The organism is Pseudomonas caspiana (assembly GCF_002158995.1).
Classification (GTDB): Bacteria; Pseudomonadota; Gammaproteobacteria; order Pseudomonadales; family Pseudomonadaceae; genus Aquipseudomonas; species Aquipseudomonas caspiana.
Genome location: NZ_LOHF01000001.1, coordinates 462,584 through 478,444 on the forward strand (window position 1 = coordinate 462,584; position 15,861 = coordinate 478,444).

Annotated in this window: 14 protein-coding genes; 4 read left to right on the forward strand and 10 right to left on the reverse strand. The window is 56.4% G+C overall.

What is annotated here, in order from left to right:
* Positions 1-51 precede the first annotated feature (51 nt).
* Both AUC60_RS02060 and AUC60_RS02065 read left to right on the forward strand, forming a co-directional pair.
* Positions 52-852, forward strand: coding sequence for a hypothetical protein (locus AUC60_RS02060; protein WP_087264417.1), 801 nt, complete (start codon positions 52-54; stop codon positions 850-852).
* 36 nt (positions 853-888) lie between these two features.
* On the forward strand, positions 889-1,683 hold the full coding sequence (locus AUC60_RS02065) for a PA3715 family protein (RefSeq protein WP_144443210.1): 795 nt from the start codon (positions 889-891) through the stop codon (positions 1,681-1,683).
* 62 nt (positions 1,684-1,745) lie between these two features.
* On the opposite strand, the gene AUC60_RS02070 is transcribed toward AUC60_RS02065, so the two are convergent.
* Positions 1,746-2,135, reverse strand: coding sequence for a lysozyme inhibitor LprI family protein (locus tag AUC60_RS02070; RefSeq protein ID WP_087264419.1), 390 nt, complete (start codon positions 2,133-2,135; stop codon positions 1,746-1,748).
* Positions 2,136-2,275: 140 nt separating this feature from the next.
* On the opposite strand from AUC60_RS02070, the gene AUC60_RS02075 reads away from it, so the two are divergent.
* Together AUC60_RS02075 and AUC60_RS02080 are read left to right on the forward strand one after the other, a co-directional pair.
* A complete protein-coding gene (locus AUC60_RS02075; protein WP_087264420.1) occupies positions 2,276-2,677 on the forward strand; it encodes a hypothetical protein in 402 nt (133 codons plus the stop codon).
* Complete coding sequence (locus AUC60_RS02080; protein WP_087264421.1) at positions 2,677-3,156, forward strand: hypothetical protein; 480 nt, start codon at positions 2,677-2,679, stop codon at positions 3,154-3,156. Before AUC60_RS02075 ends, AUC60_RS02080 begins: the two co-directional genes overlap by 1 nt.
* A gap of 747 nt (positions 3,157-3,903) precedes the next feature.
* Here the strand turns inward: AUC60_RS02080 and AUC60_RS02090 are convergent.
* From AUC60_RS02090 to AUC60_RS02130, 9 genes are all read right to left on the reverse strand, one after another.
* Entirely contained in the window at positions 3,904-4,836 is a 933-nt protein-coding gene (locus tag AUC60_RS02090; protein WP_144443211.1) for a hypothetical protein, read from the reverse strand.
* A gap of 130 nt (positions 4,837-4,966) precedes the next feature.
* Positions 4,967-5,461 carry a DUF4189 domain-containing protein gene (locus AUC60_RS02095; RefSeq protein WP_087264498.1) on the reverse strand — a complete coding sequence of 165 codons (495 nt, stop codon included), beginning with the start codon at positions 5,459-5,461 and terminating at the stop codon, positions 4,967-4,969.
* A gap of 38 nt (positions 5,462-5,499) precedes the next feature.
* On the reverse strand, positions 5,500-5,979 hold the full coding sequence (locus AUC60_RS02100) for a DUF192 domain-containing protein (RefSeq protein ID WP_087264424.1): 480 nt from the start codon (positions 5,977-5,979) through the stop codon (positions 5,500-5,502).
* Positions 5,980-5,985: 6 nt separating this feature from the next.
* Complete coding sequence (locus tag AUC60_RS02105; protein ID WP_087264425.1) at positions 5,986-6,378, reverse strand: hypothetical protein; 393 nt, start codon at positions 6,376-6,378, stop codon at positions 5,986-5,988.
* A gap of 170 nt (positions 6,379-6,548) precedes the next feature.
* A complete protein-coding gene (locus AUC60_RS02110) occupies positions 6,549-7,073 on the reverse strand; it encodes a hypothetical protein (RefSeq protein ID WP_087264426.1) in 525 nt (174 codons plus the stop codon).
* A gap of 178 nt (positions 7,074-7,251) precedes the next feature.
* Complete coding sequence (locus AUC60_RS02115) at positions 7,252-8,871, reverse strand: DUF2300 domain-containing protein (protein ID WP_087264427.1); 1,620 nt, start codon at positions 8,869-8,871, stop codon at positions 7,252-7,254.
* Position 8,872: 1 nt separating this feature from the next.
* Positions 8,873-13,447 (reverse strand): alpha-2-macroglobulin family protein, encoded by a 4,575-nt coding sequence (locus tag AUC60_RS02120; RefSeq protein WP_087264428.1) that lies wholly within the window; start codon positions 13,445-13,447, stop codon positions 8,873-8,875.
* Positions 13,444-14,082 (reverse strand): DUF1175 domain-containing protein, encoded by a 639-nt coding sequence (locus tag AUC60_RS02125; RefSeq protein WP_193441835.1) that lies wholly within the window; start codon positions 14,080-14,082, stop codon positions 13,444-13,446. The genes AUC60_RS02120 and AUC60_RS02125 overlap by 4 nt, the downstream gene beginning before the upstream one ends.
* Complete coding sequence (locus AUC60_RS02130; RefSeq protein WP_087264430.1) at positions 14,079-15,854, reverse strand: DUF2138 domain-containing protein; 1,776 nt, start codon at positions 15,852-15,854, stop codon at positions 14,079-14,081. The genes AUC60_RS02125 and AUC60_RS02130 overlap by 4 nt, the downstream gene beginning before the upstream one ends.
* Between the last annotated feature and the right edge of the window lie 7 nt (positions 15,855-15,861).

The window sequence follows — 15,861 nt, forward strand, 5'->3', positions numbered from 1 at the left end:
TCGCTTTTATACCGTGGTCGTCGAACGGCCTGGCACTGAGGAGTCATCACTATGGCACCGTTGGACATTATAAAATCGTCGTTTGGCCTGTTATGGAAAAATGCGGGGAGCATCGCCGTTTTATGCCTGCCATTGCTGGTATTGGAGATGTGCGTAAAAAATATTATCAGAAGCCAATTGGGGATCGAGAGTCCATGGGTCTGGGACGCTCTGGTCAACCCGATCATTACCCCGTTCTACGCCGCAGTGGTGATCCTCACGCTCGAAGCACGCAGCCGGGAGGAGCGATTGACCAAAGCAGAGGTGCTGTCCATCGCCCTGCGCCGCTGGCCTCATCTGGTGGTACTTTCAGTGCTTGCCGAGTTGCTCTACCTACTCCGCGACCTTCCGTTCATGGGGAAGGAAGAATGGCAACGACTTATGTTCCATACCGTCGACTACGTGCCCGCACAATTCTGGGAAACAGTTGAATTTTTGATGTTCCCCTTCGTATTCTGGCTCACGATCAAACTGATACTCAGCCAGTGTCTGGTTATGTTAAGAGGCCTTAACAGCGTCGGCGCTATACGTGAAAGTTTCCGCATGACGAAAGGGCAAGGCTGGAAAATTCTGGGTTGCATCTTGTGGATCCACATTCCGTACATGCTGATCACCCACAGTATCGCGTTGATGTCACCCGACCTCTATATCCGTTTTATGCAGGACATTCTCGTCGCCCCCGAGCATGGAGTTACGACAAGTATGATTATCTTATGGAGTCAGGCCTTTATCTGGAAAATTCTGATGGTGGTCGTGTCATATCGCCTGTTTACTGTCATCGCGGGCACTCAAACAAGAATGCCTTATCGGTAGACTGAAACATTGGCCGGATTACCCGTTCACGGGGCAATGTCCGCCACGCTGGCGCTAACTTTTCGCCCTCTTTATAAAATGGACGACAGCTCAATGCATAAACTTGCCGTTTTGCCACTGCTATTCTTCCCGTTGTTTGCATCGGCCGACTGCACCAATGAAATCCAGGGCTGGGCCAAGACGCTGCGTCCGGATTTGACGCTCGACACCGAACATGCGGTGTGCAAAATCAATCCCGGCGACTCCAGCCAGATTCTGGCCGCCCTGCCTTTTGCCGAGAATGTTGCCGAGGATGGCCAGGGCGACTATGGCTTGGGGGTGATAGTCGCAAGCGCAACCACCGGCAAAATCATTGCCAGGCACTATCAAGCGGGGGCGATCAGTTCAGACGCCATCTATTTTTACGGGCTGGAGCTGGATACTGCTCGCTATCAGTTATCACCGAAGCTGCGAGCATTTGGTGTGCGAGTGAACTATGGGGGCTCATCGCGCCCCAACCCGTTCGAAAGTAAAGTCCTGACGCTGTACGCCGCGCTCCCGGGCGATCAATTACGCCCGCTGATGAGCGGGCTGGAAGTCAGCAGAAGCAACGGTGAATGGGACACTCGATGCGCGGGCGAGTTTTCCGATACACAGCGCACAATCTCCATCTCGGACAAAAGCTCGAATGGTCTCGCGGCCCTAGAAATCGAGCAAAAAGTCATCGGCACCCAAAACCGGCCCAATGGCGAAGAGTGCGAAAGAATTCCGGCCAAGCCAGTGGTTACCCGCTTTACGCTGGAATATGACGGTGGCCAGTATCCAGTGCCGAAAGAGCTGTCTTCTCTTTGATGAATAGCGGCCCCAGATATGGGGCCCCTAGCGCCGGTCGAGCCGCCACCGAGGCGTTCAAATCACTCGCCAGTCTCGGCAAACCATTTGAGTTCCTCTGTCCTGTCGACGGTCATGGTCAACATGCAACCCGCGCCATTGATCTGATCCATGGTGCCGCCTGAAAAGTGATAATACATAAAGCAATTAGCGTCTCTGTATTTCACCCATAACCGTTGAGCATCACGCAGTTGCGTTTTTTGCGCGTCTTCAAGGGCGCCCATCGCAGCTTTGTAAGACTCATTGAGGCGGGCGTTCTGCAACGCCAGTTCCTTGTTGTTGCAGTCGTTCATGTTGACGGTAATACCTTCAGCCTTCTCTATGCAGGCATCATATTGCGCAGAATATTTGTCCTGCGCAGAGGCATGCAAGGAGAATACAACCGCGCACAATACCGCCAGGCATCGCATCATGATTTGAATCCGGTTCAATAATGGGGTTCAGAGATCAAGCATTCCCCAGCCACCAGAGCTTTTCAATAGTACAGGTGTAGTATTCATCTTTCGTCGGAGCCCACTCTATTGTGTCGATCACTATTGAAAGAGGCTGACAGATGAAAAAACGGATTAGCCTGCTCGTCACCAGCGCCCTTCTCCTTGCCGTGACCTGTCACGCGAATGCCGGAGCCGAAGATATTCCGCCCGGCTATTCCGACTTCGGGTTTGCCGAGCGTTGCGACGATGAGAGTGCAAAGTTGACCACGCTTGAAGATATCGCGTGTTCAAGCGAAAGCCTTCGGGCGCAGGACAACAAAATGTTGTCGCTGGTTGAAGATGTAAGGGCAGAAACCAAAGGGGTCGATGGTGAGACCGGCAAGGCACTGGATCCCATGGGCGCACAACAGAAAGAGTGGCGTAATGCCTTGGCCCGCGCGTGTAACGATGCCGCCTGCCTCTCGGTGGCTTACGCTGCACGCATCGCGGCTATCCACAAAGAATGGTCGGAGGCACTGTGATGAATATGCTTACTTACCGGCGCACCCGTGGAGCCGTTCTGCTGGCTATGTCGATGATCTCGGCCGCTACGCTGTACAGCGCGTCCTCACTTGCCGCCAATACTCAACTGCCTGCGCAGGCAAGCGTGGCAGCGTGCCCGGCTCAGGATTTCGATGGTTTCCTGAAGCGCTTCGCCAATGACATTGAGGTGCAGAAAGCGTTTGTCAGTACGCCGTTGCAGAGCGAGTACATCGATCCTGAGGCACAACCGGAACCTCGTCCTGTCTCTGAACTACTGGACAAATCCCAACTGCAGTTTCCGCTGATGCCCAGTGATCAGCAGCAGCGTGATCAGGGGTTGACGCTTGCAAAGCGGCTCAAGGGGCCGGATCAGGCGGTGATCAAGCTGGCCAAAGCCGACACGGGCTATCAGCTCTCATTGTTCTTCAAGCGAGAAGCATGCTGGATGCTATATCGCATTCAGGACGAGTCGCTGTAATCCATATTCACTGCCGGGCTATAGAAAATTATCCCTATCGCCCTATTCAAGTTTGCATCAGTGTAAAAGCGCATAGTACATCCGTACTATTGCGCAACTGACGAGATGAAACTTAACTTGACAGTCATAAACAAACGAATTGTTTCGTTTGATCAGCGGTGCATTGATACAAACATAATGGCGTCCTCTATGCAGATATTGACCGTGGAGTTAAGTACCGGCCACACATGACTTTCACCTAGAGGAAATGGCCAACCGTATGAATTCAGTAAACGCATGCGACTCACCTTCAATATACGGTAGGCCCTGATGACCATACCTTATCTCCCTCTTCAGGCATGGAACAAGCACTGGAAGCTCAGGGGCGAGTCGGTGTACTGCCAGCATTGTGGTTATTCACAACATCTGATCGATCCTCACCCGTTCAAACATGCCCCCCACTGCCCGCACTCTTCATTGCTTTATCAATCACCCGGACGTGAGTTAGGTCAAATCATTGAGCAGAAGATTAAAGCGGGGTTGTTCTGAATAACGGCAGGCCTGAAGATCACGGTGTCCATCGCAGCAAACATAACGTGTTGGAGCGAGGCTAGCCCGCGAAGAACGAGAATGCGGTACGTCTGACCTACCGAATCGACTGAATCGCGTGCAAGCCTCGCACCTACAGCACGTATTCCATATCAGATAGAAGTGGAGCGCCACCCCGGTCGCTCCAACAGGACATATCCTTATGCGCCCAGCCGTCTCTCAGGGCAAGGTTCTGGGACTTGCGCGAACGCCCGGACTCGCCTCCTGCGGTTTGTCTGTCCACGTCAGAAGTTTTGACAGGGTTCCATAAGGCGCAGCAAAGCGTTGGCAAGACGCCTCATCGGTCGCATCAGAGAGTCTCGCTGACTGGGTTGCGCCCGTACGCAGCGCTCTCAACCATTCCTTGGCACGGCGCTTGTCCTGATCAGCCAAAGCGTACCGGCTATAGTTCAGTTGCGCGTGAGCATTGCGAGTAATGGTGTCAGCGTCAGCCTGATCCAACACCCGACATAACTGACCGATCATGACCAATCGCTCGAGCCGTACGGTGTTCATGGCCTCGCCCTGCCACTTTTTCCACGAGAGCAATCGCGGTATATCGGCCGGCATTGTTCCGCCTGAGGCGACTGCACTCTGGATGTACCTCATTTCCGGATCTGTTGCGTACCAGGCAAACCACTCGCTTTCAGTACGGGGCAGCCATTTGTCCCAGTGGGTAAACAACTTGTCAGCCTCGGCACTGTCACCACCCACAGGCGTGCACACAACGGTGCCCGGTTGCGAAGGACGACACTTCCAGGAGGCATCGTTGAGCGCCCGCTCGCTCACAACACTGACAATGCGGGCGGTATTCGCGTCTTTGCCGACAATGCCTACCAATAATCGTGGCGGCTTTGACTGATCAGCCTGGTTGTCTGGTTTATATTCGCAGACAGTCGTGATGGGCGATAACTTCATGTCGGCGGGCCCGCAAGGCGGCTCATCCAGCTCGGTCACATCGAACCAGAGCTCCATAAAATCGCGCATTTTGGACGATGTCCAAGCGAGATCCTCTGAGCGGAAATCCTCCAGCGCTGCCATGGGATCAATAGGCTGCTCTACAGGCGTCAGCGCCATGGCCGGAGCAAGTGCGCCGCTTAGCCATAGAGTCAAGACACACGCTGTTCTGCGTCGTGCAGTACCGGGGACGCCCGCAAACATAGTTGATCTCCCACTGTTATCGCTCAAAGGGTTTTGGTTAAGCCTTCGGCAAGTTGATGGCGTGCGGAACCCTATTCACACCCTAATACTTGTGGAATATAGGGTCCGAGCACCCGGAATACCTGACCTTGCACTCGCTCTCGCTATGCTTGTCGCAATTGCTCTTCGCTAATTTAATAGCTATTTTTTCTGTCTCAGCGGCTTGGAAATAAGTACCTGCCGACTGCGAGGAGGCAAATGCGGCACATTGGTTGCGATAGGTCAGATGCACCTCACAATCCGTCGCACCGCCCAAAGCGCATTGATAAATTGCCGCAGCGCGGGCATCGTCTTCAGATAATTTATTGGCTGAAGTCCCCGCTTCTCCCAAGGCGCGAGAAGTAGCAATCGCCCCCCATGTTTTTATCCACTCGCCTGTTGGCCTCGCCGCTGAATTGTTTTGACCGCCGCCCTGCGGATCATCCGGAAGACATTGCATACTGCCCGCCTGTGCACCCATCGGGCAGCGGGTCTGTGCATGTGCGTTAACGCAGGACAATGAAAGTGTCAGAAGAATCAACGCTAGATGATTTTTCATCGAAGGCCCCATGGCTAAGGAGTTCAAAAGACCGCATGTCATTCGCGCTGACTCCTGGCCCGGCACTCTATGTTTTCAAGTCTTGAACCCACCGCAATCCCCTTCCGCTCGAGCTGCCCCTGCATGACCTCGAGAGCATATTTGGCAGGCTGCTCAGACAAGTGATAGTCCGCAGAATCCGGCTCCATATCCTCCATCTTGAACACCCTCCCATCTTCGCTGATGTAAGCGATGGACAAAGGCACCCACGTGTTGCGCATCCAGAATGAAAGCGTTCCAGCTGACTCGTACGCAAACAGCATTCCGGGCCCCACATCGTCCAGATAGGACAGCCCTTTTGATTGCTGCGGCCAGGTACGCGCGACCGGTACGTTCAGGAGTTTGATGTTCCCGGTGAATGTCAGGTCGCATAACTCTGTTACTTCAGCGGCAGCGACCAGCGGTATGTTTGAAACCCATACCAGCAACAAACCAGTCACGCCCCTGAGCGCTACAGCTTTCAAAGCGTTCACAGTCATCAAAGGTCACGGCTTCGGCAGATATATTATCTGGACCGGCGTGTTGTATTTTGTGTAAGACCCTGAGGGTTCAACGTTCGGTTTCAGCCCCGGATACCACGCTCTGAACTGTGTGTCCGACAGCCATTCAAGTTGCAACTGTTCGACTGGCAATCCGGGCGGTCTTGCCTTGAACCCTGTAAAGGACTGCACATCCGAATGGCAGTCTTCCGATACGCCCGCCTCAAGGATGTTGACCTCCAGTTGCTCGCCCCAGGTAATGGATCCGGTTTCAGGACAGCTTCGAACCTGAGCGTGGTATTTGCCACTGGGCGAAGGAAGGTCATAAACGATTTTGTCGGGCCCGCAGGCTGCCAGCAGGACAGATGATGCGAGTAGAAGCAGAGCAAACTTCTTCACAGCAATATTCCAGATTGAATCACTTTCACCTGCCTCCGCCAGTAAATGTCCCGACGCATTATCTTGTGTCGACGGAGCTCGCTTCCGAAAATGAGGTTTTTTCTTTGATCGATCAACCGCTCACCCAACTTTGGGTAGGCGCGCCACATCACATGCAATATTGGCGATGATTACTCAGCCAGCTTACACAGGACACAATCTTTCGTAAGTTCACCACTTCCAAAAAAAGCGTCCATAAAACCACAGTCTTCCACCTCATAATCCACTACGATGTCTTGAGGGTCAGCGATGACCTTGACATAGCAATATTCCGTCCACGTATTCTGTTGGTATTGATCGGTAATTTGAAGATATCCTGCGCTCCGGTCATGAGTAGACCCCATGTATTTATTTTCCGAAAAAGTACCCTTATATCGGCTCCAGAAATAAGAAGTGTTCTCCGGATTTTTACGGTCAGGTTCTACAGTTTTAGGCTCACCCATCAGAGGTGCAAGTTTTGCAATGGCCTCATTGACATCTTTACCCTTTACATCCTTTACACTACTCAGCTCTTGACTCGGGATCGAAGTACACCCCACTAACAAAGACAGCAAAACGGCGACCAGTGCATGTTTTATTGCGCCGTTTTTGACAACGCCAGCCGGAGCGAAGCAGGCGGTCGACGGCTCAGCCATTTCATTATTTATGCTAGTCATACACTGTCTCAGTCAAGTTTCATGATGGCGACGATGCGCAAGTGTTCTCAAAAAATCATATCCAACGGGTTTAAGTTTTTCGATAGTACAGGTGTACTATCGGCTTCTTCGTTGGGACGACGAACCGTAATCAGTGTGGGATAGTTTATGTGGCCGTTGCCGGTCATTTAGCGGGGGGCTACTCCAGCAAAAGACGCCGGGCGAGCCCTTCGATATACGCTTCATCCTGGCCGTTGGGATGCGCCTCGAACGCCAAGTGCAGGTACTCGTGCGTCAGGTCGAGACGGTCTTGAAGCGACAGCACGCCACGTACGTAGATCCGGTTGCGTTCGCGATCGACATGGGGATTACCGAAGGCCACCCGGCATACCGCAAACGTGCTGACTTCGTTGTAACCCACCTCCCCTTCGAGCCTTTGACGCCATACCCGGCGCTGTTTTTGCAGCCACTCCTGAGCGTCGGGCAATGCTGTGCAGGACGCGACCGGATTGTCCCAGCGACCAAGACTTGCGCGAGGATAGGCGTGCGACAGGATGGCGTCGTAACGCTGACCTGCATTGGCTTGTTCTACCGCTTGCTGCCAGGACAATTTATCGGCATCCGGTTGCGTCAAGTGATAGGTGACATTCGTGCCCACCAGGATCAGGTCGCTGGTCCATGCGGTTATGCCGCGTGATTCGGCATTCGCCGGGCGCGGCGCTACTCGCTGTCGGTTGCTGCTGTCATCGATGCTCAGACATTCACCCGTGCGGCTGGCGTTTTGCAGCAGATAAGTGCGAATCGCGACGGCCAGCGCCTTGGCTGCTTCGGCGGGTTCTGCTTTGGCCTCGCGTTGCAGCACGCGCGCGACGTACTCTTCGCGGTCGAGCCGGGCGACCAGCTTGTCCTTCACCAGAAAGAGTTCGCCGTCGCTGTGGATGTCCAGTTGATTGCCATTCAAAAACTCGACGCGGTAGTCGCCCAGCAAGGGGCCTGACTCAACGGCGCGGCCCGCCTTGAGCACATGCCCGATCGGGTAACGTGAAAACAGGTCGACTTCCACGCAACGTCCCGGCTCGGCGGGCCAGCCTGCGGGCAGGACTGACGCCAGGGCCTCGCTGTAATTGCGCAAGACTGTCTGACTGGTGCCGCGTCCCTGCGCCCATACCGGTGTGCCATCCACGGTCCAGCCGGCAAAACCACCCTCCCGTTGCGCAGCAGCTTCGTCTGCGAACCAGCTCCAGGTTTTGATCCGCAGAAGACCACCCAGCGCGCCAACGACATTGCTGTCTGCCGCGCCCAGAACCACATCAAGCAGCACCCGTCGTGCCTGATCCTGTGCTGGAAGCGTGCCGAGCGTTTCAAGCAATTGCGCTACGGGGACTTGGGTCTGCGGCTGCAGTGAGGAAGTGCTGAGCAGCCATTGCGGTGCTTTGCGCTCTAGCCAATAGGCCCGCCAGTCAGCCTCGGAGATGCCGAGTCGCTGAGGCTCAAAATACAAGCCACAGGATTTCACCAATGCCTGGTCGCGGCCAATGCTGCCACCGGCCGTGCAGCAATAAACCTCTTCTTTGGACTGCCCTCGGCACTCATAGGCGGACTCGGTGGCGCCGGTGTCCACCAGCCAGGCGTAGACAAACAACTTCCACAGACTGCCCAGTGGGGAATGTAAATCCTCGGGCAGCGGAGCTCGCGAAACAAGCCCGGTACGGTTGAGGGACAACAGCTCGCCCTTCAACGCGACCTGAACCTGATCCTCCTGTGCTGGGGCCAGCGCTGGAAGTAACAACAGCACCAGCCAGAACCAGCGTGAACGCACGTCAGTTGACCTTGATCTGGCCGTATGCAGGTTTCTGCTCAAGGGCCTGATGCTGCGGTGCGTAGACTTGGGTGAAGCGCACTGGCGGCAGATTGAACTGGCCTTTTTGCGAGAAACGCACCAGATGCCGCATGCGCAACTCACCGCTCAAGGCATCCACCGGAATTGCGTAGCCCAGCTGGCCCGGCTCGAAGCGCGCTTTCTCAAGCGCCGCCGCTTCCGTGCCCGCCTTGCCCTGGAGTTTGATACCCCAGGTCGTTTGCTCGATATCAGCGCCGGGCGGCAATGGCACTTCGATCATGCCGTAGCGCAGTGGCTTGGCAGCCTTACTGGTGATGATGACTTCATCCAGATAGAGGCTGTCACTGAACAGTGGTTTACCGTCGACGGCTTCGAGAGTGAACGTGAACGCTTCAGTGCCCGGTACAAGACGGGAAAGACGGCGAGTGACGGTCACTGGCATTGACTCCGCTACAGGCTGTCGGGTCTGGTAGCTGAGCAACGCACGTAGCGGGCGCTCCTGGGCTCCGGCCAATGACAACGATGCAGGTACTGGATTGGCTCCCTCCCATGTCCAGTACATTTCACCGCTGACACCGTAGCGCTTCTTCCAGCCTTCGCCTGGCGCCAGCGCGATGGTCGGCGACGCCTGCTCGATACTGCGCTGCAGCCAGCTCAGCGCCAAGGCACGCTCAAGGGTTGATTGCTGCGGCAGTAGACGCTCCAGCAACGCACGCGCACGTCCTTGATCAAAACCTTTCACCGACAGATTCAAGGCTTCGGCGAATGGCTCGGAGCTGACATCCAGTCGCTGCTGGGCACCCGGCAACTGACGACTGAACGCCTCCGGCATGACCACCTTGTTCTGTCTGGCCAGCGAAGCCGTGATGACCCGCGCGGCTGCGAGGCCTAAAGCAGAGTCCGGGGCGTTCATGACGATGCTGCCCTCATCCATGTCCATCACCTTGGCCTGCACGCCCTCGCCGGCTTTCGCCAAGTCATCCATCAAGCCACCGAGCAACGTATTGACCGGCAATTGCATTTGTCTGGCAAAGGAGAGGATCAGTGCACGTTGCAACAGCGGCGTTTTCCCGGCCTGCTTCGCATAGACAGCCAGCACACGCTGCCAATGGTCTGGCGGCAGCGATAACTCCAGCGCCTTGCTCGCGTGCCAGTCAGCGTAGTAGGCGTAAGCCGTGAGGAACGCGTCCGGCTCACCGCCATGACCCCACCAGGTAAAACTCGCCGAAGGCCCTGCCAGATGCACCAGCCGTAAACGGCTGTTTTGCATGATCAGGCGCAAGCGGTCTCTGATTTGCGGATCAGATGACAGCATCGGATACGCCATGCCCAGTGGCAGCAAACGGCTGGCTGTCTGCTCGACACCGCCATAGGGGTAGCTCAGCAGATCATCCAGTGCCGAGCGAAACAACGCTTGCGGGCTGTCATCCAGGCGCAGTCGAACGGCGGTCGCGTCGGCTGGCAAGGTCAGCGGCGTATCGCCACTGACCGCGTCCAGACTCTGGCTCTGCGTGACCTGCCAGCCCTCACCGGTGGAAGCCAGGCTCACAGCCAGTGCGTCAGCGACTTTACCGTCCTGGACCAGCTCGGCCTTCCACTCGCCACTCGCCAGCGGGAATGCAGGCAATGCGATGTAGTTGATGCCTTTGTTCAGGGTCACCGGTATGCGTTGCTCGGCTCCAGCGTAGTGGGTCACAAGTTCTGACTTGACCGGCTGGTCGGCCTGGCTGAACGCGAACACGCCGAGCTCCGGTTTATCTCCGGCACGGAACCGGGTTGGCCCGCTCCATTTCAGGTACAACGGTTTTTCTGAACGCACGAACTGCTTTTTCTGACCAACCTGTCCTGTTTGATCGATGGCCCGGGCAGTGATGCGCCAGCGAGTCAGCGAGTCCGGCATTTTGAAGGTGAAGCGCACTTTACCGTTGGCATCGGTCACCAGTTCAGGCTCCCACGCGGCGGTATCGACGTCTTCACGACGTGGCCGCTCCAGCACTTTTACGCTGCGATCACTGCGATTGGCTTTGCCCGGAGCTGACGGGCTGCCAGGCAACGCGACGTCGTAGCTGATGAAGGACAAACTGGCACTGGTGCGCACGTTGTTGCGGCGCGGGTGGTGGAAGAACTGGTCGATGGCAGGCGCAATTTCCGGCTGCAGCGCATAGATCATTTCGTCCACCACGCTGACCGTCAGGTGCGCGGGAATCGGTTTGCCTGCGAACTGAGTCGTCAGGTCCACCGACACGATGTCGCCCGGTCGATAAGCATCTTTGTCGGTGGCAATCGCCACGTCGATCTGCGGTGCAACGACCTTGATCCCGGCGTTCTGGAAGCTGTACTGCCCGCCTTTGGTGTACAGCACCGAGAAGGTCAGGTTCGGTGCGAAATTGTCCTTCACGGCAATGCGTGCGCGGTACTGGGTGTCGTTGAGTTTTTCCAGCTTCAACCAGTCGCCACCCTTGGACAGCAACGCCGTGGCTTCGACCTTGTCCCGCTCCAGAGACAGCAAGGCATCGCTGACGGGCTCAGGGAAGGTGATCAGCGCCGAGGCTTCGTCGCCGACTGTGTACTCGGATTTGTCGAAAATGACTTCGACGGTACCCGCTACCGCCTTGACGCCGGCACCCGTTACCGAGTGCCCCGTGGCACCCAGCAAATGACCGTTTTCATCCATCAACGTCAGGTTGTAAGTGCCCGGTTGCTGAAAGGTCACACCGAAACCCTGGTCCGCCGCGACGAGCTTGTCGCCGCCACTGGTCTGGTCCTCCAGACGCACCCATTTATAGCTGGCAGGCGTGGAGGCTTTGCTTTGCTCGCTGCCGCCTTCACTGGAATAGCTGAAGGCAACTTTCTCACCGACGGCACTGAACCGTTGCGGGGCTTTAATGCGGAAGCTGGCGGCGCCTCGGTCAATCAGGATTTCTTTCGTGGTCCTGACACGATACGCCGCACCGTCACTGGCAAACACAGTGAGCATGTAACGACTGGGTCTGAAGGCAGGTGGCAGGTCGATTGTCGCGTTGCCTTTCGCGTCAGTGGTGAGTTCGGCGCTTTTCAATTCCATCGGGAATTGCCCGAGGTATTGCAGTTCATTGTCCACGGTCGACAGCTGCTGAGCGCGTAGGCTCAAGGTCAGTTTTGCATTCGCCACCGGTTTGCCGTCCGGATAGAGCAAGGTCAGGTTGCCTTTCACCGGCTCGTTGATGCTGTAGTCCTGCTTGGCCAGGTTCAGGGAAATCTCAAAGTGCGGCTTGATGTACTCTGCCACGCGAAATGCGCTGCTGTAGGCCTGATCCCTGTAGCTGAAACGCACTTCGTAGCCACCCGCGACTGCATTATCCGGAAGCTGGAAACGGCCTTGAGCGCCCGCCTTCGAATCGAGCTTCAGGGCCAGTGACTGCAGCGCCGTACCGGTTGCATCCAAGATGGTCACATCAACGTCGGCAGCGACGGGCGCAACGGAATCGCGAGCATTTTTGAACTCACGGCCAACGATCTTCAGCGATACCCAATCGCCGGGGCGATATAACGGCCGGTCAGTGAATGCGAAGAGTTTGGTGTCGTAGATCTCGCTGTCGTAATAGAAATTCTCCGCGACGAAAACACCGCCTTCCTGGTCTTCACCTATCACGAATGAACGTTCGGGGCTGACGTGTTTCAGCCTGAGCAAACCCTGCGCGTCAGTCGCGCCGCTGCTCATGACGCCCAGGCCGTCGGTCCAGAGCACGTTGACCTTGTCGGCCGGGTTGCCTTCGTTTTTGCGGGCGGCCCACACGAGAAGCTCATCACCGGCAACCTTGCTCACTGCAACGGTATTAGAAACGAACACCATGGTCGTGGCGCGGTACTTGCCGATCAGCGCCTCCACGAGATACAGGCCGGGCTTCAACTTGCCCAGAGGGATGTAGACGTTACCGGGCACGACTTTGATGAACTTGCTTGACGAGCCGTTCAGGTCAACCCCAGCCGGCGGCTGGATTGGTTTTGCCTCCCAGATCGGGTAGCGGAACTGACTGACCACCGGCAAACCGGGTATCAGTGCAAACTGCGCTTGCGCCTCATAAGGTGTAGGCGCAGACATCGCGTTACCCATCTTCAGTTCAGGCACTTCTTCTGTGACCTGCTTGCGGGACTCATAGGAAAACGCCCGCTGCATGACGCGCCGGGACTGGCGATACCAGCTGTCCCAGAGATACGAGAGGGTGTTGGACAGCCCTTCACCCCTGAACTGCCCCTCACTGACTACGCGATGCAGATTTTTCTGGCGCTTGAGGAAGTCCATGGGTTTGTCGATGCGATACACACGGATATCCGCGCCGCCGTAAGGCTGCATGCGGAACCGGCGATAATCACGGCCCGGGGCCTCAAGACGTACCGCGGCCTGCTCATCGCTGGAAAAGCTGCTGTCCGCCAGCAGGAAAAAGCTTTCTCCCGGCACTGCGCTATAGCCGCTTGGCTCGACGCTGTCATCGGCGTTGACGCTGGAAAGAGGCAGCAAAAGAGCCAGCGACAATGAAATCAGAGAGCAAATACGCGGCATGCGGGCACCGATCATTGGGAGAGAAAGTTGAGTCGATAGACGCCGATAAAATTCGGGTTGGCAGCGTCGGGTATCCATCGGGTGTCCTTCCATGTCATGAGTTGCTGCAGGCTTGCCGAGCGCATGCCGTTGTCAGTGGGTGTCGTGGTGCCGGTGTGATAGGCGATGTAGCGGCCCATCCAGATCATCAGGTGCTGATCGTCGCCCTGATCGAAAAACATCAGGTCGCCCGGTCGGGCCTGAGCCATGTCGCGTCCGACCAGATGACTGTTGAACTGAATCAGTTTGATCGCATTCACATAGGGCCCGGTTTTCCCGTCGCCCTGCTGCCACTGCTGTGCGAGTCCTCGCTGAGCGTCGCTCAGTTGCATCTCGGGCGGCAGGTATCGGTTGGACAAACCATTGCTGCGCAGCCACTTATCGTCATGAACCTTCAGCGCTTCATTACTGGCAAAGCGCACCAGACCAGCGCAATCCTGCTGATACCAGCGCGGGCTGGGGCCCTGGGCCAATTGCTCTTGAGCAATCCTTACAAACCAGGCACGGAATACCTGAGATTGCTGCGCGTCGAGCGCTGGCACCGCACTGGCAAACGCAGGGCCGCCGAGCAGTATCGCCAACAGCGCAAGGCCCCGACCCAGAGCAATCACAGCGGCTTCCACTCCAGTGGCATCCACTGCCACAGGCCATCGGGTTCAGCGCCTTTTGGCAATGTCAGCGCGTACTTGCCGTAACCACCGAGCCTCTTCAGTTTCGGGATCAGATGAGTCTGCGCGGCGTTGTAAAAAACCGGCTCCATGTCCTTGGGCAAACTGCCCAGGGTTTCCTGCTGCAGGAGTTGCGCAATGGCCCCAGGGTTGAAATAGACCGGAACCAGTTGATCGCCTGGAAGCACGTCAGCCAGCGGCGGGAAACGTTTGTCGAGGGTGCCGACAGCTTTGTCCACGAGCTGATCATCAAGGGAAAACAGTAATGTCGAACCGTGACGCGCCAGGCTGACCTTCATGAACGCATTGCCGCTGACAGCGTCAGGATTTTCCGCGTCTCTGGCCAGATACGGACCAAAACGGGTGCTGACTTGTCGCTGCCATTGATGGCTGTCGCCCTGCTGCTTCTCGACCACCGGGAACACATGACCTTCGGTGTTTGCTTCGTAGGCGCCGACCATGGAACCGAACAGCTTGCCCAGATCGCCGTCAAGGCTGGCGCTGTTTTTGTCGGTCAGATTGGCCACCAGCAACGGCGTGTACAACCGTGAATCGGCGTACCAGCAAAGACCCGCTGCATCAGAGATGTACGCAGTGAGCGCTTGGGCAACCGGCTCCTCTGCGCCGAGCTTCACCAGCAATGGCTTTTGTTGCGCGGCCGCAAGGGGCAGGGCCACACACGCGCTGGCCCCTATGGGCATCGCTTGCCAGATCGGTTTGAAATCAAAACCTGGCTGATTTTCGGTTTCGTTCATCGCCAGAAAGCTGTGCCAGCCCTTCTCGTCCATTTCAAAACGCAGACCGGCGAAGTTCGGAATGAAGCGCTGATACCCCATGGCCAGAACACTGGCATTGATCGACAGACGTTGCTTCACCTGCGGCGCGCGCGGCTGCAAACCGAATGCTTCGGTAAACAGTTTTTCGCCACTGAGTAATGCAGCGAGGGCTTCGGGCGAAATGCTGCCGGACTCCAGAGCAGACTGTTCGGCTGCCTGCCCCTGAGGCTGACCCACGCTGGACGGCGCTTGTCCATACAGAGTCCAATCGCGCCCCGCAATCTTGTTGGGGTTTGACACCACCACCAGCTTGTCGCCATAGGAGGCGAACGCCAGCGACTTGCTGGCGTTGTAATTCAGAAGATAAAGCGGCACTTCATCGGAGCCGATCTTCACGACACCAATTTCGCTCAATTGCGGGTCATAGAGCACTTTGAGTAGTTGCTCCAGCATCTTGGCCATGCCGCCACGATCCATGACCATGAGAAAGTCTTTGAGTCGCCCGTCCTTGCCACGCCACAGTGCGATGTCCGCAGGCTGATCAAGGAGTTGTTCAATCAGGGTGTCCTGTAATGTCAGGTCGTACTCGTAAATGATTCTGCGCAGGCTGCCGATCAACCCGAGGCGGTCAGCATGGGTTTCGTAATAGAAAACGAAATCTTCGGTCAGTGTGTCCTTGAGGAACGGCACCGCCAGCAGATCCTTGGGCAACTGGCTCAAGGACGTGGTTTCCAGCAGGCCATCCGGACGGCTCAAACGCAGTCTGTCGCTGGCAATTTCGGCCATTGGCGCCTTGGGTTTGTGCATGAACCAGCCCATTGCACCGGCCACACCGGCGACCACACACAGCCCGCCCAACAGCAACGGCCAACGTCGGGCAGGTTTAACGACGGGCGTGCCGGTTGGCTCGGAAGTCGCTGAAGTCGAGTTATCGCTCATGTTCACA

What these genes read in the sequence shown, in the direction of transcription:
- AUC60_RS02060 (WP_087264417.1), top strand. Translation starts at nt 52, where the DNA reads ATGGCACCGTTGGACATTATAAAATCGTCGTTTGGCCTGTTATGGAAA.
- AUC60_RS02065 (WP_144443210.1), top strand. Translation starts at nt 889, where the DNA reads ATGTCCGCCACGCTGGCGCTAACTTTTCGCCCTCTTTATAAAATGGAC.
- AUC60_RS02070 (WP_087264419.1), bottom strand. Translation starts at nt 2,135, where the DNA reads ATGATGCGATGCCTGGCGGTATTGTGCGCGGTTGTATTCTCCTTGCAT.
- AUC60_RS02075 (WP_087264420.1), top strand. Translation starts at nt 2,276, where the DNA reads ATGAAAAAACGGATTAGCCTGCTCGTCACCAGCGCCCTTCTCCTTGCC.
- AUC60_RS02080 (WP_087264421.1), top strand. Translation starts at nt 2,677, where the DNA reads ATGAATATGCTTACTTACCGGCGCACCCGTGGAGCCGTTCTGCTGGCT.
- AUC60_RS02095 (WP_087264498.1), bottom strand. Translation starts at nt 5,461, where the DNA reads ATGAAAAATCATCTAGCGTTGATTCTTCTGACACTTTCATTGTCCTGC.
- AUC60_RS02100 (WP_087264424.1), bottom strand. Translation starts at nt 5,979, where the DNA reads ATGACTGTGAACGCTTTGAAAGCTGTAGCGCTCAGGGGCGTGACTGGT.
- AUC60_RS02110 (WP_087264426.1), bottom strand. Translation starts at nt 7,073, where the DNA reads ATGACTAGCATAAATAATGAAATGGCTGAGCCGTCGACCGCCTGCTTC.
- AUC60_RS02120 (WP_087264428.1), bottom strand. Translation starts at nt 13,447, where the DNA reads ATGATCGGTGCCCGCATGCCGCGTATTTGCTCTCTGATTTCATTGTCG.
- AUC60_RS02130 (WP_087264430.1), bottom strand. Translation starts at nt 15,854, where the DNA reads ATGAGCGATAACTCGACTTCAGCGACTTCCGAGCCAACCGGCACGCCC.